At 59.4% G+C, this 21851-nt stretch carries 20 protein-coding genes; 14 read left to right on the top strand and 6 right to left on the bottom strand.

Going from position 1 to position 21851, the window contains the following annotated elements:
- Window positions 1–115: 115 nt before the first annotated feature.
- The 3 genes from KDX39_RS06745 to gap form a co-directional block, all read right to left on the bottom strand.
- Window positions 116–1021 (bottom strand): FecR family protein, encoded by a 906-nt coding sequence (locus tag KDX39_RS06745; protein WP_231659942.1) that lies wholly within the window; start codon window positions 1019–1021, stop codon window positions 116–118.
- Window positions 1022–1129: 108 nt separating this feature from the next.
- Complete coding sequence (locus tag KDX39_RS06740) at window positions 1130–1648, bottom strand: RNA polymerase sigma factor (RefSeq protein WP_231659787.1); 519 nt, start codon at window positions 1646–1648, stop codon at window positions 1130–1132.
- A 205-nt stretch (window positions 1649–1853) separates the two neighbouring features.
- Complete coding sequence (gene gap, locus KDX39_RS06735; RefSeq protein WP_122424298.1) at window positions 1854–2855, bottom strand: type I glyceraldehyde-3-phosphate dehydrogenase; 1002 nt, start codon at window positions 2853–2855, stop codon at window positions 1854–1856.
- A 219-nt stretch (window positions 2856–3074) separates the two neighbouring features.
- Here gap and edd point away from each other — a divergent pair, with 219 nt between their 5' ends.
- From edd to KDX39_RS06685, 10 genes are all read left to right on the top strand, one after another.
- On the top strand, window positions 3075–4901 hold the full coding sequence (gene edd / locus KDX39_RS06730) for a phosphogluconate dehydratase (RefSeq protein WP_184318695.1): 1827 nt from the start codon (window positions 3075–3077) through the stop codon (window positions 4899–4901).
- Window positions 4898–5863 (top strand): glucokinase, encoded by a 966-nt coding sequence (locus KDX39_RS06725; protein WP_184318698.1) that lies wholly within the window; start codon window positions 4898–4900, stop codon window positions 5861–5863. The genes edd and KDX39_RS06725 overlap by 4 nt, the downstream gene beginning before the upstream one ends.
- A 49-nt stretch (window positions 5864–5912) precedes the next feature.
- Window positions 5913–6650 carry a response regulator gene (locus KDX39_RS06720; protein ID WP_231659786.1) on the top strand — a complete coding sequence of 246 codons (738 nt, stop codon included), beginning with the start codon at window positions 5913–5915 and terminating at the stop codon, window positions 6648–6650.
- A gap of 61 nt (window positions 6651–6711) precedes the next feature.
- Window positions 6712–8118, top strand: a complete 1407-nt coding sequence (locus KDX39_RS06715) for an ATP-binding protein (RefSeq protein WP_231659941.1) — start codon at window positions 6712–6714, stop codon at window positions 8116–8118.
- A 129-nt stretch (window positions 8119–8247) separates the two neighbouring features.
- A complete protein-coding gene (locus KDX39_RS06710; RefSeq protein ID WP_057409673.1) occupies window positions 8248–9534 on the top strand; it encodes an ABC transporter substrate-binding protein in 1287 nt (428 codons plus the stop codon).
- 104 nt (window positions 9535–9638) lie between these two features.
- A complete protein-coding gene (locus KDX39_RS06705; protein WP_004878565.1) occupies window positions 9639–10547 on the top strand; it encodes a carbohydrate ABC transporter permease in 909 nt (302 codons plus the stop codon).
- Complete coding sequence (locus tag KDX39_RS06700) at window positions 10540–11385, top strand: carbohydrate ABC transporter permease (RefSeq protein ID WP_231659785.1); 846 nt, start codon at window positions 10540–10542, stop codon at window positions 11383–11385. Before KDX39_RS06705 ends, KDX39_RS06700 begins: the two co-directional genes overlap by 8 nt.
- Window positions 11386–11387: 2 nt before the next feature.
- A complete protein-coding gene (locus KDX39_RS06695; RefSeq protein ID WP_184318700.1) occupies window positions 11388–12548 on the top strand; it encodes an ABC transporter ATP-binding protein in 1161 nt (386 codons plus the stop codon).
- A gap of 128 nt (window positions 12549–12676) precedes the next feature.
- Window positions 12677–14038 carry a carbohydrate porin gene (locus KDX39_RS06690; RefSeq protein ID WP_099227396.1) on the top strand — a complete coding sequence of 454 codons (1362 nt, stop codon included), beginning with the start codon at window positions 12677–12679 and terminating at the stop codon, window positions 14036–14038.
- Between the two features lie 125 nt (window positions 14039–14163).
- On the top strand, window positions 14164–15039 hold the full coding sequence (locus tag KDX39_RS06685) for a D-hexose-6-phosphate mutarotase (RefSeq protein WP_231659784.1): 876 nt from the start codon (window positions 14164–14166) through the stop codon (window positions 15037–15039).
- Window positions 15040–15088: 49 nt separating this feature from the next.
- Here the strand turns inward: KDX39_RS06685 and KDX39_RS06680 are convergent, their stop codons facing one another.
- Window positions 15089–15955, bottom strand: a complete 867-nt coding sequence (locus KDX39_RS06680) for a MurR/RpiR family transcriptional regulator (RefSeq protein WP_099227398.1) — start codon at window positions 15953–15955, stop codon at window positions 15089–15091.
- A 218-nt stretch (window positions 15956–16173) separates the two neighbouring features.
- Between KDX39_RS06680 and zwf the strand changes: the two genes are divergently transcribed.
- The 3 genes from zwf to KDX39_RS06665 are packed head-to-tail and all read left to right on the top strand — an operon-like array spanning window position 16174 to window position 19035.
- On the top strand, window positions 16174–17643 hold the full coding sequence (gene zwf / locus KDX39_RS06675; protein ID WP_004878578.1) for a glucose-6-phosphate dehydrogenase: 1470 nt from the start codon (window positions 16174–16176) through the stop codon (window positions 17641–17643).
- Window positions 17630–18343, top strand: coding sequence for a 6-phosphogluconolactonase (gene pgl, locus KDX39_RS06670; protein ID WP_231659783.1), 714 nt, complete (start codon window positions 17630–17632; stop codon window positions 18341–18343). Before zwf ends, pgl begins: the two co-directional genes overlap by 14 nt.
- A gap of 17 nt (window positions 18344–18360) precedes the next feature.
- Window positions 18361–19035: a bifunctional 4-hydroxy-2-oxoglutarate aldolase/2-dehydro-3-deoxy-phosphogluconate aldolase gene (locus tag KDX39_RS06665; protein ID WP_231659782.1), complete on the top strand. Its 675-nt coding sequence runs from the start codon at window positions 18361–18363 to the stop codon at window positions 19033–19035.
- Window positions 19036–19212: 177 nt separating this feature from the next.
- On the opposite strand, the gene KDX39_RS06660 is transcribed toward KDX39_RS06665, so the two are convergent.
- Window positions 19213–19455 carry a DUF3820 family protein gene (locus KDX39_RS06660; RefSeq protein ID WP_080266060.1) on the bottom strand — a complete coding sequence of 81 codons (243 nt, stop codon included), beginning with the start codon at window positions 19453–19455 and terminating at the stop codon, window positions 19213–19215.
- Window positions 19456–19673: 218 nt separating this feature from the next.
- Here KDX39_RS06660 and KDX39_RS06655 point away from each other — a divergent pair, with 218 nt between their 5' ends.
- Window positions 19674–20144 (top strand): PA2169 family four-helix-bundle protein, encoded by a 471-nt coding sequence (locus KDX39_RS06655; RefSeq protein ID WP_231659781.1) that lies wholly within the window; start codon window positions 19674–19676, stop codon window positions 20142–20144.
- Between the two features lie 73 nt (window positions 20145–20217).
- Here the strand turns inward: KDX39_RS06655 and KDX39_RS06650 are convergent, their stop codons facing one another.
- Window positions 20218–21744 (bottom strand): sensor domain-containing diguanylate cyclase, encoded by a 1527-nt coding sequence (locus tag KDX39_RS06650; RefSeq protein ID WP_231659780.1) that lies wholly within the window; start codon window positions 21742–21744, stop codon window positions 20218–20220.
- Window positions 21745–21851: the final 107 nt, after the last annotated feature.

The following is a 21851-nucleotide window of genomic DNA, read 5'->3' as shown; positions in this document are numbered from 1 at the left end:
TAGCGCTCCCTGTGAGGTCTCGTTCTAGTATTGCGCACGTTTCTCATATGAGAATCATTTGTATTGGCAATAACTAGACGAACGACCTTCGGCTATCGAGTAAAAAAACTTTCTTTCAGTTGATGATCACCAGCGCGGGCACCTCGTGCACGCTCGCAGAGGTGATGTGCGCCAGCGATCGAATCACGTCCAGCGGGTTGTCCAGGCGGTAATTACCGGTCACCGCCATGTGGCCTCGCTGCGCATTGGTGTTGATGATCCAGCCGGGGTAGTAGCGCCGCAGTTCGGCCAGCACTTCATTTAGCGGGCAATTATCGAAAACCAGGCGGCCTTGCACCCAGGCCAGATCACGACTGGCATCGAGCTTTTCCCGATTGCCGAAACCGCCCGGCCCCACGCTTACGCGCTCTCCGGCCCCGAGGCTGACGCTGGAATCTCCACGAATGGCCTGCACGTTCACAGCGCCACGCTGCACTTGCACCTGAGCGATGCCATCCAGATAGCGCACGGAAAAATCGGTGCTGTCAGCCCGCATGCGCACCGGACCGGCCTCGATCTCCATCGGCAGGCCGGGACGGGCGGGTACGTTGAAGTAGGCTTCGCCCTGATACAGACGCGCCGAGCGCTGCGTGTCGCCAACGTTGCTGGAAAACGCCGAATCGGTGTTGAGCAGCACCCGCGACCCGTCAGCCAGTTCCAGACGCTGGCGCTCACCGACCACGGTCAAATGATCCGCCTTTAGGCGCAACGGCACGTCACTGAAATTCAAAACGGCGAGCAGCAGAACGGCTGCCGTGGCGACGGGTTTCCAATGGTGGCGCATGCGTTGCAACGTCGTGGGTTTACGCGGCCTGGCAAGCTGCGCAGCCGTCTGCTTCACGGGAGCACCGTTCCAGATCGACTTTGCCTTTTCGAACGCACGGGCATTTTCAGGGTCGGCACCGAGCCATTCCTGAAAGAGGATGTGCTGTCGTTCATCGACGCCTTCCAGCTCGATCAGCCAGTTCAGCGCCTGATCCATTGCGTGGTTGCTCAGCACGTCTTGCGCTGATGTTTGCGGAGTCACGGTGTTCCTCGGCAGTTCTGATTCGGTATCGACAGGGGACGGATTTGCAGCCTGCGGCAGCACTCAAGGCGGGTCAAGCCTTGAGACAACCCCTACACAGATCGCCATGATCAGCTTCAGTTCTTTTTGTACGGTGCTGGCCGAGACATTCAATTGCTCGGCGATCTGCAGATAACTCTGCCCGTTGAGCCTGCTGAGGGTGAAGATCGTCTGCTGGCGCGGGGTCAAGGTGCCGAGACTGGCGCTGAGACTATCGATCAGGCGTTTGGCGTGGGCGGCATCTTCCGGCGTGCCGAGTTGGGCGACGACGCTTTCCAGTTGAGCAGGCGGAACGTCCTCGATCAACGTACGGCCGCGAATCCGCCGGGCGCGCAGATGATCCAGCGCCAGGTTTCGGGCGGTCTGAAAGACAAAAGGCTCGAGATGATCGATAGGGTGCTCGGTCAGCGCACGACTGACACGCAGCCAGGTTTCCTGCAAAAGATCTTCGGCAGCACTGCGGTTGCCCACCATGCGCTGCAACGTGCGCAGCAGCACATCACGCTGGGCGATAAAGACTTCGTTGAAGTGAGACTGCGACACAGACGTGCTCGACCGGCAGATTGGTCAAATGATAATGCTTATCATCTGCACAAATGGTCAAGTGGAGATTCGGGTTTATTTTTGCGTGTTGAATGTACGCACGGGGGCAGGCCGGAGCGCTTGGCTCACTGCTGTGCCACGCGTGACGCGAGGCGTCACGGGCAGCATGCCGACGCAAAGCATCGGCACGTTCACGCGCAATGCGTCACTCGGCGTTATGCAGCGCCAGGCAGTTGTCCAGCATGCGGTTGGAGAATGCCCATTCGTTGTCGTACCAGGACAGCACCTTGAGCAGTTTGCCGCTCACTTTGGTGTGGTTGGCGTCGAAGATCGACGACAGCGGGTTGTGGTTGAAGTCGTGGGAGACCAGCGGCAGGGTGTTGTAGCCCAGGACCTTGGAATGCTGGCTGGCTTCTTTCATCAGCGCGTTGACTTCTTCGGCGGTGGTTTCGCGTTTCAGGGTAACGGTCAGGTCCACCAGCGACACGTTGATCACCGGAACCCGCACGGCCATGCCAGTCAGCTTGCCTGCCAGTTCCGGCAGTACCAGACCTACCGCTTCGGCAGCACCGGTCTTGCTGGGAATCATCGACTGTGTGGCCGAGCGCGCGCGGTACGGGTCGGTGTGGTAGACGTCGATCAGGTTCTGGTCATTGGTGTAGGCATGAATGGTGGTCATCAGGCCGCTTTCGATACCCAGTTCACGGTGCAGCACCTGGGCAACCGGCGCCAGGCAGTTGGTGGTGCAGGAAGCGCTGGAGATGATCTGGTGCGACTGACGCAGCGTGTCGTGGTTCACGCCATAGACGATGGTCGCATCTGCGCCGCTGGCAGGAGCGGAGATGATGACCTTGCGTGCACCGGCTGTCAGATGGGCGGAGGCTTTGTCGCGGCTGGTGAACAGGCCGGTGCACTCGAACACCACATCAATGTTGTGCGACTTCCATGGCAGCTCCGCAGGGTTGCGGATTGCGCTCACGGCGATGCGGTCGCCGTTGACCGTCAGGCTCTCTTTGTCACACTCCACAGTGCCGCTGAACGGGCCGTGTACAGTGTCGAAACGCAGCAGGTGCGCGTTCATTTCGCTGTCGCCCAGATCGTTGATGGCGACGACCTGCAGGTCCTGCCGGTAACCTTGGGTATACAGTGCGCGTAGGACGTTGCGGCCGATGCGGCCAAAACCGTTGATTGCGATACGAAGAGTCATACAGCCGTCCTTCATAAATTTGTTGTTGGAATTACAAGATTATTCTCATAGAAATAGAAAACAAGCCTTTTTAGTGGCAATATTTTGTTTTATCTACAACTACAAGCCTGAAAGGCATGCCCCATTGATCGAAACCAGGCCTTTGCGCAACAGCATTCGGCCCCGATCAACGGAACCGTCTTTACGGGTGACCATAGACGTTAGCCTGGAGTTCATCACATGCATCCCCGCATTCTTGAGGTAACCGAGCGGCTGATCGCTCGCAGTCGTGATACCCGCGAGCGCTATCTTCAATTGATCCGCGGCGCCGCCAGCGAAGGCCCGATGCGCGGCAAACTGCAATGCGCCAACTTCGCTCACGGTGTCGCGGCCTGCGGCCCTGAAGACAAGCAGAGCCTGCGGATGATGAACGCCGCCAACATCGCCATCGTCTCCTCCTACAACGAAATGCTCTCCGCGCATCAGCCCTACGAACACTTTCCCAATCAGATCAAACAGGCTTTACGTGACATTGGTTCGGTCGGTCAGTTTGCCGGTGGTGTACCGGCGATGTGCGATGGCGTGACCCAGGGCGAGCCGGGCATGGAACTGGCAATTGCCAGTCGCGAAGTGATCGCGATGTCCACGGCCGTGGCGTTGTCGCACAACATGTTCGATGGCGCGCTGATGCTGGGCATCTGCGACAAGATCGTGCCGGGCCTGATGATGGGCGCGCTGCGCTTCGGTCATCTGCCGACCATTTTCGTACCGGGCGGACCGATGGTGTCCGGCATTTCCAACAAGCAGAAAGCCGACGTTCGCCAGCGCTACGCCGAAGGCAAGGCGACGCGCGAAGAGCTGCTGGACTCAGAAATGAAGTCCTACCACAGCCCCGGCACCTGCACGTTCTACGGCACCGCCAACACCAACCAGTTGGTGATGGAAGTGATGGGCATGCACCTGCCCGGTGCGTCGTTTGTCAACCCGTATACCCCGCTGCGTGACGCGCTGACCGCCGAGGCTGCGTATCAGGTCACGCGCCTGACCAAGCAGAGCGGCAGTTTCATGCCCATCGGCGAAATCGTCGACGAGCGCTCACTGGTCAACTCCATCGTTGCTCTGCACGCTACCGGCGGCTCGACCAACCACACCCTGCACATGCCGGCCATCGCCATGGCAGCCGGTATCAAACTGACCTGGCAGGATATGGCCGATCTGTCGGAAGTCGTGCCGACCCTCAGCCACGTCTACCCGAACGGCAAGGCCGACATCAACCACTTCCAGGCCGCGGGCGGCATGTCGTTCCTGATCCGCGAGCTGCTGGCGGCCGGTCTGTTGCACGAAAACGTCAACACCGTGGCCGGTTATGGCCTGAGCCGCTACACCAAGGAGCCGTTTCTGGAAGACGGCAAACTGGTCTGGCGCGAAGGCCCGCTGGAAAGCCTGGACGAGAACATTCTGCGTCCGGTATCTCGTCCGTTCTCGGCGGAAGGCGGCCTGCGGGTCATGGAAGGCAACCTCGGCCGTGGCGTGATGAAGGTGTCCGCCGTGGCGCTCGAACACCAGATCGTCGAGGCTCCGGCCAAAGTGTTTCAGGATCAGCAGGAACTGGCCGACGCCTTCAAGGCCGGAGAACTGGAGCGTGACTTCGTTGCAGTCATGCGTTTCCAGGGGCCGCGCTCCAATGGCATGCCCGAACTGCACAAGATGACGCCGTTCCTCGGCGTGCTGCAGGACCGTGGCTTCAAGGTCGCGCTGGTAACCGATGGACGGATGTCCGGCGCTTCGGGCAAGATCCCGGCGGCCATCCACGTTTGCCCGGAAGCTTACGTGGGTGGTCCTCTGGCGCTGGTGCGCGATGGTGACGTGATTCGTGTCGATGGCGTGAAAGGAACGTTGCAAGTTCTGGTCGAAGCGTCAGAATTGGCCGCCAGAGAACCCGCCACCTGCCAGATCGACAACAGCGTCGGCTGCGGTCGGGAGCTGTTTGGATTCATGCGCATGGCCTTCAGCTCCGCAGAGCAGGGCGCTTGCGCCTTTACCTCTAGTCTGGAGACGCTTAAGTGAAGTTGGCCCTGGTCGGTGATATAGGCGGTACCAATGCTCGTTTTGCCATCTGGGAAGACGATGCGCTGCATTCTGTCCGGGTATTCCCGACCATCGACTACATCGGTCCCGAAAAAGCCATCGAGGTCTACTTGCAGGACCTCGAGCTCAAGCGTGGCGATATCGGTTACGTCTGCCTGGCGGTTGCCGGCCCTGTGGATGGCGATCTGTTCCAGTTCACCAACAGCCATTGGCAACTGAGCCGCAAGGCGTTCTGCGAAGACCTCAGCGTCGACCACCTGCTGCTGATCAATGACTTCACCGCCATGGCGCTGGGCATGACCCGGCTCAAGGACGACGAGTACCTGACGGTCTGTCACGGTGTAGGCAAGCCTGATCGTCCACGCGCAGTCGTCGGCCCGGGCACCGGGCTGGGTGTCGGCACGCTGATCAAGGAAAGCGACACGCGCTGGTTGGCGTTGCCGGGCGAGGGCGGTCATGTCGACCTGCCGATCGGTACGGCACGTGAAGCCCTGCTGTGGACGCGCCTGATGGCCGAGCACGAGCATGTCAGTGCGGAAGTGGTGCTCAGTGGCGCAGGCCTGTTGCTGCTGTATCAGGTCAGTTGCGCGCTGGATGACATCGAGCCTGAGCTCAAGTCACCGGCGGCCATCACCACTGCGGCACTCGCTGGCGACCCGGTGGCTGCGGCCGTGCTGGACCAGTTCTGTGTGTTCCTGGGCCGCGTGGTGGGCAATCAAGTGCTGACGGTGGGCGGTCTGGGCGGCGTCTACATCGCTGGCGGCGTGGTGCCGCGTTTCACCGACTTCTTCATGAACAGCGGCTTCAAGCGCGCACTCGCCGAAAAGGGCGTGATGAGCGATTATTTCAAAGGGTTGCCAGTCTGGCTGGTCACCGCTGAATACCCCGGCCTGATGGGCGCGGGTGTTGCGCTGCAACAGGCCTTCGGTTCGGAAATCTGAGCCGCGCCTATAACAACAAAAAACCAACAGCCAGCGAGGACACCTTCACGTGAGTTCAGTCAGTAAATCGATCCTGCTGGTGGACGACGACCAGGAGATTCGGGAGTTGCTGGACACCTACCTGAGCCGTGCCGGTTTTCAGGTTCGCACGGTCGGCGATGGTGCAGGTTTTCGTCAGGCGTTCAACGAGGCGTCCAGCGACCTGCTGATTCTGGACGTGATGCTGCCCGACGAAGACGGCTTCAGCCTGTGCCGCTGGGTACGTCAGCATCCGCGCCAGCCGCATGTGCCGATCATTATGCTCACCGCCAGTTCCGACGAGGCCGACCGGGTCATCGGGCTGGAGCTGGGTGCCGATGACTATCTGGGCAAACCCTTCAGCCCGCGCGAGCTTCAGGCCCGGATCAAAGCGTTGTTGCGCCGCGCTCAGTTCGGTCAGGAACGTTCCGGTGGCGACGTCATCCTGTTCGATGAGTGGCGTCTGGACATGGTCAGTCACCGGCTGTTTCACAACGACGGCGAAGAGGTGATCCTGTCGGGCGCCGACTTCGCCCTGCTCAAGCTGTTTCTGGATAACCCTCAGCAGATTCTGGATCGCGACACCATCGGCAACGCCACCCGTGGCCGCGAGCTGATGCCGTTGGAGCGCATCGTCGACATGGCCGTCAGTCGTCTGCGTCAGCGCCTGCGTGACACCGGCAAGTCACCACGTCTGATCCGTACCGTGCGCGGCAGCGGCTATCTGCTGGCCGCCAACGTCAACGCGCAAGCAGGCAGCGGTTATTAATACGCCTGTGGCAGGCCCCAGAAAACGCAGCCTGCCGCTACCGCGCTCGTTGCTCGGGCGAATGCTGCTGCTGACGCTGCTGGCGGTACTGATGGCCCAGACGCTGTCCAGCGTGATCTGGCTGTCGCAACTGCGCGCCACGCAGATGGAAGGGCTGGTGACCAGTGCGCGCAGCTTGGCGTACTCGATGGCCGCCAGCGTCAGTTACTTCCGTTCTCTGCCACTCGCCTACCGTCCGCTGGTACTGGACCAATTGCGCAGCATGGGCGGCACGCGCTTTGTGGTGTCGCTCAACGATCACCCGCTGGACATGCAGATCCTGCAACCCACGCCGCGCAAGCAGGCGGTGCTCGATGTGGTCGGCCAGGTGTTGCGTCAGCATCTGGGCAACGATCCGGACATTGCCGTGTGGTTCGTGAAACCTGATGACCTGCGGATTTTCAACAGCGGGCTCAAGCTCGACGAATTGCCGCGTTCCTGGGCGCATTACGCATTGACCCTTGAGCCGGTCAACCCACCGGTGCTGGTCACGCAGATCGAAATGGCACCCGGCGAGTGGTTCTACATCGCCTCGTTGCTGCCCGAGCCTTACACCACCCTTGAAGAACAGGACCTGCCCATTCAGCAGGTGTGGTTCATCGGCCTGACCAGCGCGTTTCTGCTGCTGTTCATCGGACTGCTGGTGCACTGGCAAAGCCGACCGCTCAAACGTCTGGCTCGCGCTGCACGCGACATGTCACTGGGCGCGGATGTCGAGCCGGTGGTAGAGGGTGGCGGCAGTGAAGTGGTCGAAGTGAGCCGTGCCTTCAACGCCATGCGTAACCGGATCAGCCGCTATCTGACGGAACGCGGGCAGTTGTTCAGTGCCATTTCCCACGACTTGCGCACGCCGATTACCCGTCTGCGGCTGCGTGTCGAGCTGCTTGAAGACGAGCAGATGCAGTACAAGTTCGGCCGCGACCTCGATGAGCTGGAGCTGCTGGTCAAGGGCGCGCTGCAGTGCGTCAAGGACACCGACATCCATGAAAATATCGAGCAGGTTGATCTCAACGTGTTGCTCGACTGTCTCGTCGAACCCTATTTGCGTCCCGATGGAGAAGGGCGTGTCACTCAGACCGGCGCGGCCCTGTCCTGTTACCCCGGCAAGCCATTGGCCCTCAGGCGATGCATCGGCAATCTCATCGACAACGCCCTCAAGTACGGCGACCGCGCGCACCTCAAGGTCGAGGACAACGCGATGGCCTTCGTGCTGCATGTCGATGACGAAGGGCCGGGCGTGCCCGAGCAGCGGCTGGAGCATGTATTCGAGCCGCATTTCCGGTTGGCGGGCGGCAATCAGCAGGGCTACGGGCTGGGGCTGGGCATCGCGCGCAATATCGCCCATAGCCATAGCGGGGAAGTGAGCCTGCAGAATCTTCGCGAAGGCGGCTTGCGTGTAACGCTGTACCTGCCGCGGACATCAGAGTGATATCGAATGTCACCATTCGGTGACATTCGCGCATCCCTTCGTTACCGTCCTCGCGATTCGCTTGGTTAGACTCCAACGAAGCGCAAGCACCAGACTTGCTCATGCATAACAACAAGAAAGGTCAATTCGATGAATTCAATGTCACGCCTCGCTGTTGTCATCTCCCTCGCCTCCCTGTTCCCGCTGAGCGCCCACGCTGCTGATGCCAAAGGCACTGTAGAAGTCGTGCACTGGTGGACTTCGGGTGGCGAAAAAGCTGCGGTCGATGTCCTGAAAGCGCAAGTTGAAAAAGACGGTTTCACCTGGAAAGACGGCGCCGTGGCCGGTGGTGGTGGTTCCACTGCCATGACCGTGCTCAAGAGCCGCGCTGTTGCGGGCAACCCGCCTGGCGTTGCCCAGATCAAAGGCCCGGACATTCAGGAATGGGCGTCCACCGGCCTGCTCGACACCGACGCGCTGAAAGACGTCGCCAAGGCTGAAAAGTGGGACTCGCTGCTGGACAAGAAAGTCTCCGACACCGTGAAGTACGACGGTGATTACGTAGCCGTGCCGGTGAACATTCACCGCGTCAACTGGCTGTGGATCAACCCTGAAGTCTTCAAGAAAGCCGGTATCGAAAAAGCACCGACCACCCTCGAAGAGTTCTATGCCGCTGGCGACAAGCTGAAGAAAGCCGGTTTCATTCCTCTGGCTCATGGCGGCCAGCCATGGCAGGACAGCACCGTGTTCGAAGCGGTGGTGATGTCGGTCATGGGGGCAGACGGTTACAAGAAAGCCCTGGTCGACCTCGACAAGGACGCGCTGACCGGCGAAGGCATGGTCAAGTCGCTCACCGAACTCAAGAAAGTCGCGACCTACATGGACGCCGACGGCAAGGGTCAGGACTGGAACCTGGAAGCGGCCAAAGTCATCAACGGCAAGGCCGGCATGCAGATCATGGGTGACTGGGCCAAGAGTGAATGGACCGCCGCCAAGAAAGTCGCAGGCAAGGATTACCAGTGCGTAGCCTTCCCGGGTACCGACAAGGCGTTCACCTACAACATCGACTCGCTGGCTGTGTTCAAGCAGAAGGACAAGGGCACAACCGCTGCCCAGCAGGATCTGGCCAAGGTTGCGATGGGTGAGGACTTCCAGAAAGTCTTCAGCATCAACAAGGGCTCGATTCCGGTTCGCGAAGACATGCTGAACGACATGGCCAAATACGGCTTCGATTCCTGCGCGCAAACCGCAGCCAAGGACTTCCTGGCGGATTCGAAAACCGGCGGTCTGCAACCGAGCATGGCGCACAACATGGCCACCTCGCTGGCAGTCCAGGGCGCGTTCTTCGATGTGATCACCAATTACATCAACAACCCGTCAGCCGATCCGGCCGCGACTGCCAAGCAATTGGCCACCGCCGTCAAGTCAGCCCAGTAATCCGCCTAACCTGACGTACCGCTGCAGTCGGTGCGGGTGGAATCGAAACCCGATTCCGCCCGTGCCTGTGGCCTGAATTCGATACACCGAATGGGATACTCCCGATGAGCTCTGTCGCTGTGTTCAGCAAAGCCTCGCCACTGGATACATTGCAACGCTGGCTACCGAAACTGGTGCTGGCGCCAAGCATGTTCATCGTGTTGGTTGGTTTCTACGGTTACATCCTTTGGACGTTCGTCCTCTCGTTCACCAACTCGACGTTCCTGCCGTCCTATAAATGGGTCGGTCTGGCGCAATACGCGCGCCTGATGGACAACGACCGCTGGTGGGTCGCGAGCAAGAACCTTGCGGTGTTCGGTGGCATGTTCATCGGCATCAGTCTGGTGATCGGTGTTTTTCTGGCGATCCTGCTGGACCAGCGCATCCGCCGCGAAGGCGCGATCCGCACTATTTATCTGTACCCGATGGCGCTCTCGATGATCGTCACCGGTACGGCCTGGAAGTGGCTGCTCAACCCGGGCCTTGGCCTGGACAAAATGCTGCGTGACTGGGGCTGGGAAGGCTTCCGTCTGGACTGGCTGATCGATCCTGACCGCGTGGTCTACTGCCTGGTCATCGCCGCTGTCTGGCAGTCTTCGGGCTTTGTGATGGCGCTGTTTCTGGCAGGCCTTCGCGGTGTCGATCAGTCGATCATCCGTGCTGCACAGATGGATGGTGCAAGTCTGCCGATGATCTACTGGCGCGTGGTGCTGCCAAGCCTGCGTCCGGTGTTCTTCAGCGCCGTGATGATCCTGGCACACATTGCTATCAAGAGCTTCGATCTGGTGGCGGCGATGACGGCCGGTGGTCCCGGCTACTCCTCCGACCTGCCCGCCATGTTCATGTATTCCTTCACCTTCAGCCGTGGCCAGATGGGTATGGGCTCGGCGAGTGCGATTCTGATGCTCGGCGCGATCCTGGCGATTCTGGTGCCGTACCTGTATTCCGAGCTGAGGACCAAGCGCAATGACTAGTCTCGTAGGCAAGCCAGGTATCAGCCTCAGCCGCGTGGTGATTCACGCCGTGCTGTTGCTGGCCTGTTTGATTTATCTGGTTCCGCTGGTGGTCATGCTGTTCACCAGTTTCAAGACACCGGAAGACATCGGCACCGGCAACCTGCTGAGCTGGCCGAGCGTCGTCACCGTCATCGGCTGGGTCAAGGCCTGGGACATCGTTGACGGCTATTTCTGGAACTCGCTGCGCATTACCGTCCCGGCGGTGATCATCTCTACTGCCGTCGGGGCGCTCAACGGCTACGTGCTTTCGATGTGGAAGTTCCGGGGCTCGCAACTGTTCTTCGGCCTGCTGTTGTTCGGCTGCTTTCTGCCGTTCCAGACCGTTCTGCTGCCGGCGTCCTTCACACTGGGCAAGATGGGGCTGGCCAACACGACCACCGGCCTGGTGTTCGTTCACGTGGTCTACGGCCTGGCATTCACCACGCTGTTCTTCCGTAACTACTACGTCAGCGTGCCGGATGCGCTGGTGCGTGCCGCACGCCTGGATGGCGCAGGGTTCTTCACCATCTTCGGCCGCATCATCCTGCCGATGTCGACGCCGATCGTGATGGTGTGCCTGATCTGGCAGTTCACCCAGATCTGGAACGACTTCCTGTTCGGCGTGGTGTTCTCCAGTGGCGAATCGCAGCCCATAACCGTGGCGCTGAACAACCTGGTCAACACCAGCACCGGCGCCAAGGAATACAACGTTGACATGGCGGCGGCGATGATCGCCGGGCTGCCGACACTGCTGGTGTACGTACTGGCTGGCAAGTATTTCCTGCGTGGGCTCACAGCCGGCGCGGTCAAGGGGTAATCATGGCGACTCTCGAGCTACGCAACGTCAACAAGACATACGGCACCAACCTGCCGGATACGCTGAAGAACATCGAACTGTCGATCAAGGATGGCGAATTCCTGATTCTGGTCGGGCCGTCCGGTTGCGGCAAATCCACGCTGATGAATTGCATCGCCGGTCTGGAAAACATCACGGGCGGCGCGATCCTGATCGACGGCGAAGACGTCAGCGGCACCAGCCCAAAGGATCGTGACATCGCGATGGTGTTCCAGTCCTACGCGCTGTACCCGACCATGAGCGTGAAAGAAAACATCGCCTTCGGTCTGAAGATTCGCAAGATGGCGCCTGCCGCCATCGAAGAGGAAGTGGCGCGGGTCGCCAAGCTGCTGCAGATCGAGCACTTGCTCAACCGCAAGCCGGGTCAGTTGTCCGGTGGCCAGCAACAGCGTGTGGCCATGGGCCGTGCTCTGGCGCGCAGGCCGAAGATCTACCTCTTCGACGAGCCGCTGTCCAACCTCGACGCCAAGCTGCGGGTCGAGATGCGCACCGAAATGAAACTGATGCACCAGCGTCTGAAAACCACCACGGTTTACGTGACTCACGACCAGATCGAGGCCATGACGCTGGGTGACAAGGTCGCGGTCATGAAGGACGGTATCGTCCAGCAGTTCGGTACGCCCAAACAGATCTACAACGATCCCGCCAACCTGTTCGTCGCCAGCTTCATCGGTTCGCCGCCGATGAACTTCATTCCGCTGCGCCTGCAACGTCAGGACGGCCGTCTGGTGGCGCTGCTCGACAGCGGTCAGGCTCGCTGCGAACTGCCGGTTGGCGTCAGCGACGCAGGGCTTGAGGATCGGGAAATCATTCTGGGCATCCGTCCCGAGCAGATCACTCTGGCGAACGGTGACCCTACCGCGCTGCCGACCATTCGCGCCGAAGTTCAGGTGACCGAACCGACCGGTCCGGACACGCTGGTGTTCGTCACGTTGAATCAGAGTAAAGTCTGCTGCCGTCTGGCGCCGGACGTTGCGCCACAGGTCGGCGAAAGCCTGACCCTGCAGTTCGATCCGTCCAGGGTTCTGCTGTTCGACGCCAAAAGCGGTGAGCGTCTGGGCGTGCTGGGAAGCCAGCCTTCGGCTGAGCGTGTGAACAATGTTTCCCAGTTGAACCGCAAGTGATAGCTTGATCCACCCGAGCACAGCTGGCGGGTCGCCTTTCGCTCCGGCAAGCGATCCACCAGCGAACACGAAGCAGTGAATGTAAGACGTAAACCAAAGCTAATAACAATAAAACGAGGATTGATGGGATGAAGAAGATCAACAAGGCTAAATCGCATTCCCGGCTGCAATTGGTGGGCAAGCTGTCCGTTATTGGTGCAATGAGCCTGGCAGGTAGCGCTCATGCGGCGGATGCGTTTTCCTACGACTCACCGTGGATGACCGGTGACTGGGGCGGAAAACGTACCGAGCTGCTCGACAAAGGTTACGACTTCTCGCTGGAATACGTCTCCGAGATGGCCAGCAACATCAAGGGCGGCTATAACGACGACAAGACCGGCCGTTACAGCGATCAGTTCGCGCTGGGCATGAAGGTCGATCTGCAGAAGGTGCTGGGCTGGAACGACGCTGAATTCAAACTGGCGATCACCGAGCGTAGTGGCCGCAACATCTCCAACGACCGCATCGGCGATCCTCGCGCCGGTACCCTCAGTTCCTCGCAGGAAGTCTGGGGTCGTGGTCAGACCTGGCGTCTGACGCAAATGTGGGTCAAACAGAAGTACTTCGACGGCGCGCTGGACGTCAAGGTCGGTCGTTTCGGACCGGGCGAAGACTTCAACAGCTTTCCGTGCGATTTCCAGAACCTGTCGTTCTGCGGTTCGCAGGTCGGTAACTATGTGAACACCTGGTACAACTGGCCAATCAGCCAGTGGGCCTTGCGCGTGAAGTACAACATCACGCCTGAAGTGTATGCGCAGGTCGGTGTGTACGAGCAGAACCCGTCAAACCTGGAAACCGGCAACGGCTTCAAGCTCAGCGGCAGCGGTACCAAGGGCATGATCCTGCCGGTGGAACTGGTCTGGACACCTACCGTCAATTCGTTGCCGGGTGAATACCGTGTCGGCTTCTACAAGAGCACGCCGAATGCCGACGATGTCTACGAAGACGTCAACGGCCAGCCTCAGGCCGTCACCGGCGCTGCGTTCAAGTCGCATGACAGCAAGAAAGGCTGGTGGGTCGTCGCTCAGCAACAGCTGACTGCACACAATGGCGATGCCTCGCGCGGTCTGAGCATCTTCGCCAACGCCACCGTGCATGACAAGGAAACCAACTTCGTCGACAACTACCAGCAGATCGGTTTCACCTACAAAGGTCCGTTCGATTCCCGTCCCAAGGATGACATCGGTATCGGTTTCGCCCGTATCCACGTAAACGATGATGTTCAGGATCGCCGCCGTCTGCAGAACCAGATCAACAATATCAACGACTACGACAATCCGGGCTTCCTGCCAGTGCAGCAGACCGAATACAACTCCGAGATCTACTACGGCTTCCACGTCACCAACTGGCTGACTGTGCGTCCCAACCTGCAGTACGTAAAACACCCGGGCGGTGTTGACAAGGTTGATGATGCCATCGTGGCAGGTCTGAAGATTCAGTCGAAGTTCTGATTCAGAACTTACATGAATCATGAATGACGCATAGAGCGATCAAGGGTCGTGTGTGCTTTGCGGGCAGCCTGGCTGCCCGTTTTTTATTGGCTTGAATTCCCCTTTTTTTCAGGACGCGATTGGCGATGATTTCCGACGACGCGCAGATTTCCGAGCATCCCCTGCAACGCTTCTTCCGATCCCGGCGAGCCCGGCCGACGTTCGAGTGGGAGCGCCATCAGCTGCGTGATGTGCTGGTAATCGACCATCCGCAGTGTCAGGCGGTGTTCAGTCGGCAGGGCGCGCAGTTGCTGCACTTCCAGCCCCGTGACCAGAAACCCTGGCTCTGGTGCGCGGCACAATGGCCGCAGGTGGGGGCGATTCGTGGCGGAGTTCCGGTTTGCTGGCCCTGGTACGGGCGACATCCGGGCGAAAACGGTTGGCCGGCCCATGGCTGGGGCCGCCTGCTGGACTGGAAACTGATCGACAGCAGCGAAAGCGAAGCGGGCGTAAGCCTGCACTGGCGCTTGCAGCTCTGCGACTGGCAGGCCGACCTGCGCGCTGAACTGGGGCAGGGGATGGAACTGAGCCTGAGCACCTGCCATGAAGACAGTGAACCCTGTCATTTCAGTCACGCACTGCACGCGTACTGGCGCATCAGTGACGTTGCCGAGGTGGCACTGAAGGGGCTGGACGGTGCGCCAGGCTACGACGAACTGAGCCGTCGGGCATGCCAGCAACACGGTGAGCTGCGGGTCGTGGGCGGCTGTCAGCGGGTTTTCGAGCATGAAGGTGCGTTGCAGCTTCAGGACCCGGCCTGGGCGCGACAGTTGAACATTGACACGGGCGACAGCGCCAACACCGTCGTCTGGCACCCCGGCAGCAGACCGCTGCTGGGCGTGTGCGGCAGCGAGACCGCAGGCTTCGTACGCGTGGAAGCGGCATCAGGCAGCGGTGAACGCTTCAGCCTCGCACCGGGTCAGCACGCGCAGTTGACGCTACAGGCGCAGCTGGCGCATTGAGCGATCGCTTGCGAATGTGACGCTGCGCGTGCGCTTATCTCACTGACACTCAGCCCTGATCCTCGACCGGGTAACGGCTGTCGTTGAGGCTTTCCTTGATCTTGCGCAGGTGCGGCTGGAAGTCCACGCCACGGCGCAGGGTCATGCCGGTCGCCAGTACGTCGAGTACGGTGAGCTGGATGATCCGTGAGGTCATCGGCATATAAATATCGGTGTCTTCCGGCAGTGGAATGTTCAGGCTGACGGTGCTGGCCTGCGCCAGCGGCGAGCCTGCTGCGGTCAGGCCCAGTACCGAGGCGCCATTGGCCCGTGCAATGCGTGCGACTTCCACCAGCTCGCGGGTGCGGCCGGTGTAGGAAATGATCACGAACAGCTCACCGGTGTGCGCCACCGACGCAATCATGCGCTGCATCAACACATCGGCGTGCGCCGTTACCGCCAGATTGAAGCGGAAGAACTTGTGCTGCGCGTCGAGCGCGACAGGCGCCGAAGCCCCCAGACCGAAGAAGTGGATCTGACGCGCCTGAATCAACATGTCCACCGATTTGCTGATCAGCGTCGGGTCCAGTTGCTGGCAGGCGCTGTCCAGCGACGCGATGGCGCTGCCGAAGATTTTCTGGGTGTAAGCCTCGGGATTGTCGTCAGCCTCGACCGCACGGCTGACGTACGCCGCGCCGCTGGCAAGACTCTGCGCCAGTTGCAGCTTGAGCTCCGGGTAACCACTGACATTGAACGAGCGGCAAAAACGGTTGACGGTCGGCTCGCTGACTTTCGCAGCCTGTGCCAGCGCGGCGATACTCAGCCGGGTCGCCATCTGCGGGTTGAGCAGAATGACTTCGGCCACCTTGCGTTCGGCTTTGTTCAGCTCATCGAGTCGGCCCTGGATTTGCTCCAGGAGGTTTCTAGTGCGGTCCATTCAAAATCCTTGTCGGGGCTGATTCACCAACGGTTTTCGCTCGAGCTTTTATTAGCCCTTTAGCCTGTAGCAAAGGTGGCCTATCGTACTGAGGGCCTGTGTTGATCACCACTGGAATATGCTTTTAGGCAGAATGTTGTGGTTATTACTACATATGGCCTTGAGTAACGCCTTTAAAAAAGGTATTTGTAGCCTAACTTGATAAAAGAACCAACATTATGCCCTTGATTACGGTTGAACCGTGCACATTTGCCCTGTTTGGTGCCTTGGGGGACCTGGCAGTTCGCAAGCTGTTCCCGGCTCTTTATCAGCTTGATCGCGCCGGACTCCTGCATGAAGACACAAAAATTCTTGCTCTGGCACGAGAGCCGGGCGACGCACCGTCGCATCTGGCCTACATCGAACAATCCATGCGTCGCTTCATTTCCGAGGCGCAGCTGGAAGACGAACACGTCTCCCGCTTCCTGGGACGCCTGAGCTACCTGCACGTCGATTTCCTCAAGGCCGAGGATTACGTCGCACTGGCCGAGCGGGTGGGTGACGCTGAAACCCTGATTGCCTACTTCGCGACACCAGCATCGGTGTACGGCGCGATCTGCGAGAACCTGGCGTCGGTCAATCTGGCAGACCGCACGCGCGCGGTGCTGGAAAAGCCCATCGGCCACGACCTTGCGTCCTCGCGTCGCGTCAACGATGCCGTCGCGCAGTTCTTCCCGGAAAACCGCGTCTATCGCATCGACCATTATCTGGGCAAAGACACGGTTCAGAACCTCATTGCGCTGCGTTTCGCCAACAGCCTGTTCGAAACCCAGTGGAACCAGAATCATATTTCCCACGTGGAAATCACCGTTGCCGAGAAGGTCGGTATCGAAGGCCGCTGGGGTTACTTCGATCAGGCCGGCCAGTTGCGTGACATGATCCAGAATCACCTGTTGCAACTGCTCTGCCTGATTGCCATGGACCCGCCGAGCGATCTGTCTGCCGACAGTATTCGTGACGAGAAGGTCAAGGTGCTCAAGGCGCTGGCGCCGTTCACTCCCGAACGTCTGGCGACCCAGGTGGTGCGCGGTCAGTACACCGGCGGTTACAGCGAAGGCAAGGCTGTGCCCGGTTATCTGGAAGAAGAAAACTCCAACACCCAGAGCGACACCGAAACCTTCGTTGCCTTGCGGGCCGACATCCGCAACTGGCGCTGGTCGGGTACGCCGTTCTACCTGCGCACCGGCAAGCGCATGCCGCAGAAGCTGTCGCAGATCGTGATCCACTTCAAAGAGCCGCCGCACTACATCTTCGCCCCAGAGCAGCGCTTGCAGATCAGCAACCGTCTGATCATCCGCCTGCAGCCGGACGAAGGTATCTCCTTGCAGGTAATGACCAAGGATCAGGGCCTGGACAAAGGCATGCAACTGCGCAGCGGTCCTCTGCAACTGAATTTTTCCGACACCTACCGCAGCGCTCGGGTCCCCGACGCCTATGAGCGGTTGTTGCTGGAAGTCATGCGTGGCAATCAGAACCTGTTTGTCCGCAAAGATGAAATCGAGTACGCGTGGCAATGGTGTGATCAGTTGATCGCAGGCTGGAAGAAGGCGGGCGATGCGCCCAAGCCTTATGCCGCCGGATCCTGGGGGCCCATGAGTTCCATTGCTCTGATTACTCGCGACGGGAGATCCTGGTATGGCGATATGTGACCTTGAGCTGCCAGCAGGGCTGGTAGCACGTGAATTCGACAACCCGCAGCAACTGGCCGACTCTCTGGCTGAGAATGTGGCCGGGCAACTGAAAGCGGCCATTCACGAAAATGGCCTGGCGACCCTGGTGGTCTCCGGCGGTCGCAGCCCTGTGGCGTTTTTCCAGAGCCTGGCGCAACAGCCGCTGGACTGGAGCAAAGTGGTTGTCAGCCTGGCTGACGAGCGCTTCGTGCCCACCGAGCATGCCGACAGCAACGCCGGTCTGTTGCAGCGCCACCTGCTGCAAGGCCCTGCGGCCAAGGCGAAATTTCTCGGCCTGTACAACGTGGCGGCGAGCGTTGAAGACGCTGCGCTGGCAGCCGATCAGGCGCTGGCCGAGCTACCACCTATCGATGTACTGATTCTGGGCATGGGCGATGACGGTCACACGGCGTCGCTGTTCCCCAACAGTCCGAACCTGACCGAGGCCTTGAGCCTGGAAGGTGAGCGTCGTTGCTTGCCGATGCTGGCACCCAGTGTGCCGCATCAACGCCTGACCCTGACCCGTCGCCTTCTGGCCTCGGCGAAGCGGCCGATCCTGTCGGTGTCCGGACAGGCCAAACTCGACACCCTGCGCGCGGCGCTGGCGGGCGATGACCTCGCCGAAATGCCGGTCCGTGCCTTTTTAGAACCGTCCCTTGAGATTTACTGGTGCCCATAAGCAAAGGAAACGTCGCCATGACACAGAACGAAAATAATCAGCCGCTCAACAGCATGGCGAACAAGATTGCCCAGATCGATGAACTCTGCGCAAAAGCGAAGATTCTGCCGGTCATCACCATCGCCCGTGACGAGGACGTTCTGCCATTGGCCGACGCCCTCGCTGCAGGCGGCATGACCGCTCTGGAAATCACCCTGCGCTCAGCGTTCGGTCTGAGTGCGATCCGTATCCTGCGTGAGCAGCGCCCGGAGCTGTGTGTTGGTGCGGGCACGATTCTGGATCGCAAGATGCTGGCCGATGCCGAAGCCGCAGGTTCGCAGTTCATCGTGACCCCCGGCAGTACGCAGGACCTGCTGCAGGCTGCCGTGGACAGCCCGTTGCCGTTGCTGCCAGGCGTCAGCAGCGCCTCGGAAATCATGATCGGCTACGCAATGGGTTATCGCCGCTTCAAGCTGTTCCCGGCTGAGATCAGCGGCGGCGTAGCGGCGATCAAGGCCCTGGGCGGCCCGTTCAACGAAGTGCGCTTCTGCCCAACCGGCGGCGTCAATGAGCAGAACCTGAAGAACTACATGGCCCTGCCGAACGTCATGTGCGTCGGCGGTACCTGGATGATCGACAACGCTTGGGTCAAGAACGGCGACTGGGGTCGCATTCAGGAAGCGACCGCGCAGGCTTTGGCGTTGTTTGACTGAGGCGATTTCAGACACATGGCTTTCCACACGTATGGTTTGCTCGGTCGTTAAGTTTTCACGGGACTTGCCTGGCATGCGCTGAGTCAGTCAGGCGATACCCCGGCAAAGAAGTTGTTGTTGGTTGTTGTATGGCTTTGCGGTGTGCCCTGGTCCGGCACACCGTTTTTTTGCGCCTGCTCAAGCTCCGCGGTCCTTGTAGGACTGGCGTGGGCGAGTGCGTATCGGGTCCAGTATCTCGCTGAGGCCGTTGTGATCGATCTCCTGCATCAGGGCCAGCAGCCCACCCAGCTCACCCTTGGGAAAACCCTCACGCGCGAACCAGTTCAGGTAATGGCCGGGCAGGTCGGCGATCAGCCGTCCCTTGTATTTGCCGAATGGCATTTCCTGGGTCACCAGCAGCTTGAGTTTTTCAGGGTTCATGGACCGGACCTTCTATCGTTTTGCTTGAACCAATACGATACGTGCATTCTGCATGCAGGCAAGGGGCAGTTCATGCAGAAATCACGATAAAGGCTTTGTGAAAATTTCATAACTTGTTGATTTTAAAAGGTTAAATTTTTTAAAAAAACTGGCATGGCGACTGCAATATTCAAGGCAGAAGCAACTTTCGTATCAACCTGCCATTAGGAAATTATCAAATGACTGATATCAACAAAGAAACGATCTCTATCCTGAATGACCTGATCGAGACCAGCAAAGATGGCGAAGAAGGCTTCAAGACCAGTGCAGAGAATGCGGAGAGCCCACAGGTAAAATCTTTCCTCGCACGTCGTTCCACCGAGGTTGCTGCAGCCGTTCGTGAACTCCAGCAGCATGTAACGCAGCTGGGTGGCAAGCCAGAAGACTCCACCAGTGTTTCGGCCGACTTGCACCAGGCCTGGGTCAAGCTGAAAACTGCATTCACCAGCAGCGATGACAAAGCTGTACTGGAAGAAGTGGAGCGCGGCGAAGACGTCGCCAAGAAGTCCTACAGCAAGGCTCTGGAAAAATCCCGCGAGAAGGGTGTTTCCCCAGCTGTGATTGCCGTCATCGAAAAGCAGTACCAAGGCGTTCTGAAGAACCACGACGAAGTCAAGGCACTTCGTGACGCAGCCCGCGCCGCATCGTAATTCGATAGCTCAGCGGTACTGAAAAAACGCCAGCCAGTCTGGCGTTTTTTTATGCCTTGGATTCGGCAATCCGTCAGGCCTGATCGGCAACGCTTACCGCAGCCACACGTAGCTCGACCCTGTTACGGCCATTGTTCTTGGCCTGATAGAGCGCCTTGTCGGCAATGCCGAAGAACGCCGCCAGCTTGTCACCCGAACGAACCATCTGCGAGGCAACGCCGATACTGACCGTGATCGGCTGTTCATCGCCGGGAAAGGGCGGCAGGGTTTCGATGGCCTTGCGCACGTTTTCAGCGATTTTCAGCGCTCCCTTGCTGTCTGTTTCCGGCAGCACTACAACAAACTCTTCACCCCCGTAGCGGGCCGCCATGTCGCCCGGGCGCCTTATGTTGCTGGCGATGGTCTGTGCCACGTTGCGCAACGCCTGATCCCCGCCCTGATGCCCATGACGCTCGTTGAAGGCCTTGAAATGATCGACGTCGATCATCAGCATCGACAGTGGCTTGCCCGAGCGTTGCGCACGCGACCATTCGGTTTCCATACAGGTGTCCATCTGGCGCCGGTTATCCAGCCCGGTAAGGCCATCGGTCGCCGCCAGGCAGGCCAGTTGGTCTTCGGCCCGCTGGCGTCTGCGCAATTCGCGACACAGAAGCCCCGTCAGCCACAGAATGCCCAGGCACAACACGCTGGTCGCCGAGCCTACCAACCAGGCATTGCGCCGCCATACCGCGTACACCTCGGCTTCGGACTGCCCGATCACGACAATCAGTGGCAGGTTGCCGACCCTTGAGAAGGTATAGAACCGCTGTGCGTTCAACTGGGTAGACCAGGCGGAGAAACTGCCTTCGCCTTCCCTGAGCATGCGCTGGAAGTTGGTGGTATGGCTGTAGTCCTTGCCGATCAGGTCTTGTCCGTCCTTTTCAGGATGACGCACGATCAGAATGCCCTGAGTGTTGATCAGGTTGATACTGCTGTCGTTGCCCAGCCGCTGACTCATGAACAACTGTTTGAAATACACCAGACGCATTGCCGCGCTGGCAATACCCATGAACTCGCCATTGGGGCCTGACATCCTTCTGCTGAAACCGATGCACCAGTCCTTGTAACCCCAGCGGGTTTTGTAAGGCGGGCTGACGTGCAACTCCAGTGACGGGTCGGTGGCATGTTCCTTGAAATAGGAACGGTCCGAAAAGTTATCGTCGCGCGGGATAACCGACAACGAGTCCGCGACGATCTCCCCCCGGTTATCGAGCAGAACAAGGTCGCCTTTGTAGGGCGCGGCTGTTGAACGGTCGAAGAGCACAAGCTGGCGTAGTTCCGGCGACAGGTTTTTCAGATCAGTGCGCTGCCAGGCTTTAATCATGCCTTGCAGGGAAGAGTCATACAGTTCCGCGTTGCGCATGACGTCAGCGTCGATCAACTGGACCATGTTGGAGGCGGTGCGAGCGGCGGAGAGCGCCGTATCGGTGCGCTCGCGAACCAACAGGGACGCGACGATAGTCAGGATAGAGAGCACCGAAAGCGAACTACCGAAAATGAGCATGAGCTCCGATCGGGACCACCGGTAAGACGCGGTTTGTATGGATGCAGACAACATCATTGGCGGCACTACCTGCAAACGAATGATTCTTGATAATTGATTGGGGTAATTAACTTTTTATAAGGGGCCTGTCGGCGCAGCATATATATCACGATGCCGATAACGCC

The organism is Pseudomonas sp. CDFA 610 (assembly GCF_021147865.1).
GTDB classification, from domain to species: Bacteria; Pseudomonadota; Gammaproteobacteria; order Pseudomonadales; family Pseudomonadaceae; genus Aquipseudomonas; species Aquipseudomonas alliivorans.
Note: the sequence above shows the minus strand (reverse complement) of the source record. Positions and strands in the feature narration are given on the sequence as shown.

Bases quoted from the DNA above. Each gene is read 5' to 3' on its own strand.
- KDX39_RS06745 (WP_231659942.1), bottom strand. From the start codon at position 1,021: ATGGATCAGGCGCTGAACTGGCTGATCGAGCTGGAAGGCGTCGATGAA.
- gap (WP_122424298.1), bottom strand. From the start codon at position 2,855: ATGACTCTTCGTATCGCAATCAACGGTTTTGGCCGCATCGGCCGCAAC.
- edd (WP_184318695.1), top strand. From the start codon at position 3,075: ATGCATCCCCGCATTCTTGAGGTAACCGAGCGGCTGATCGCTCGCAGT.
- KDX39_RS06715 (WP_231659941.1), top strand. From the start codon at position 6,712: ATGCTGCTGCTGACGCTGCTGGCGGTACTGATGGCCCAGACGCTGTCC.
- KDX39_RS06710 (WP_057409673.1), top strand. From the start codon at position 8,248: ATGAATTCAATGTCACGCCTCGCTGTTGTCATCTCCCTCGCCTCCCTG.
- KDX39_RS06705 (WP_004878565.1), top strand. From the start codon at position 9,639: ATGAGCTCTGTCGCTGTGTTCAGCAAAGCCTCGCCACTGGATACATTG.
- KDX39_RS06700 (WP_231659785.1), top strand. From the start codon at position 10,540: ATGACTAGTCTCGTAGGCAAGCCAGGTATCAGCCTCAGCCGCGTGGTG.
- KDX39_RS06695 (WP_184318700.1), top strand. From the start codon at position 11,388: ATGGCGACTCTCGAGCTACGCAACGTCAACAAGACATACGGCACCAAC.
- KDX39_RS06690 (WP_099227396.1), top strand. From the start codon at position 12,677: ATGAAGAAGATCAACAAGGCTAAATCGCATTCCCGGCTGCAATTGGTG.
- KDX39_RS06685 (WP_231659784.1), top strand. From the start codon at position 14,164: ATGATTTCCGACGACGCGCAGATTTCCGAGCATCCCCTGCAACGCTTC.
- KDX39_RS06680 (WP_099227398.1), bottom strand. From the start codon at position 15,955: ATGGACCGCACTAGAAACCTCCTGGAGCAAATCCAGGGCCGACTCGAT.
- zwf (WP_004878578.1), top strand. From the start codon at position 16,174: ATGCCCTTGATTACGGTTGAACCGTGCACATTTGCCCTGTTTGGTGCC.
- pgl (WP_231659783.1), top strand. From the start codon at position 17,630: ATGGCGATATGTGACCTTGAGCTGCCAGCAGGGCTGGTAGCACGTGAA.
- KDX39_RS06665 (WP_231659782.1), top strand. From the start codon at position 18,361: ATGACACAGAACGAAAATAATCAGCCGCTCAACAGCATGGCGAACAAG.
- KDX39_RS06660 (WP_080266060.1), bottom strand. From the start codon at position 19,455: ATGAACCCTGAAAAACTCAAGCTGCTGGTGACCCAGGAAATGCCATTC.
- KDX39_RS06655 (WP_231659781.1), top strand. From the start codon at position 19,674: ATGACTGATATCAACAAAGAAACGATCTCTATCCTGAATGACCTGATC.
- KDX39_RS06650 (WP_231659780.1), bottom strand. From the start codon at position 21,744: ATGATGTTGTCTGCATCCATACAAACCGCGTCTTACCGGTGGTCCCGA.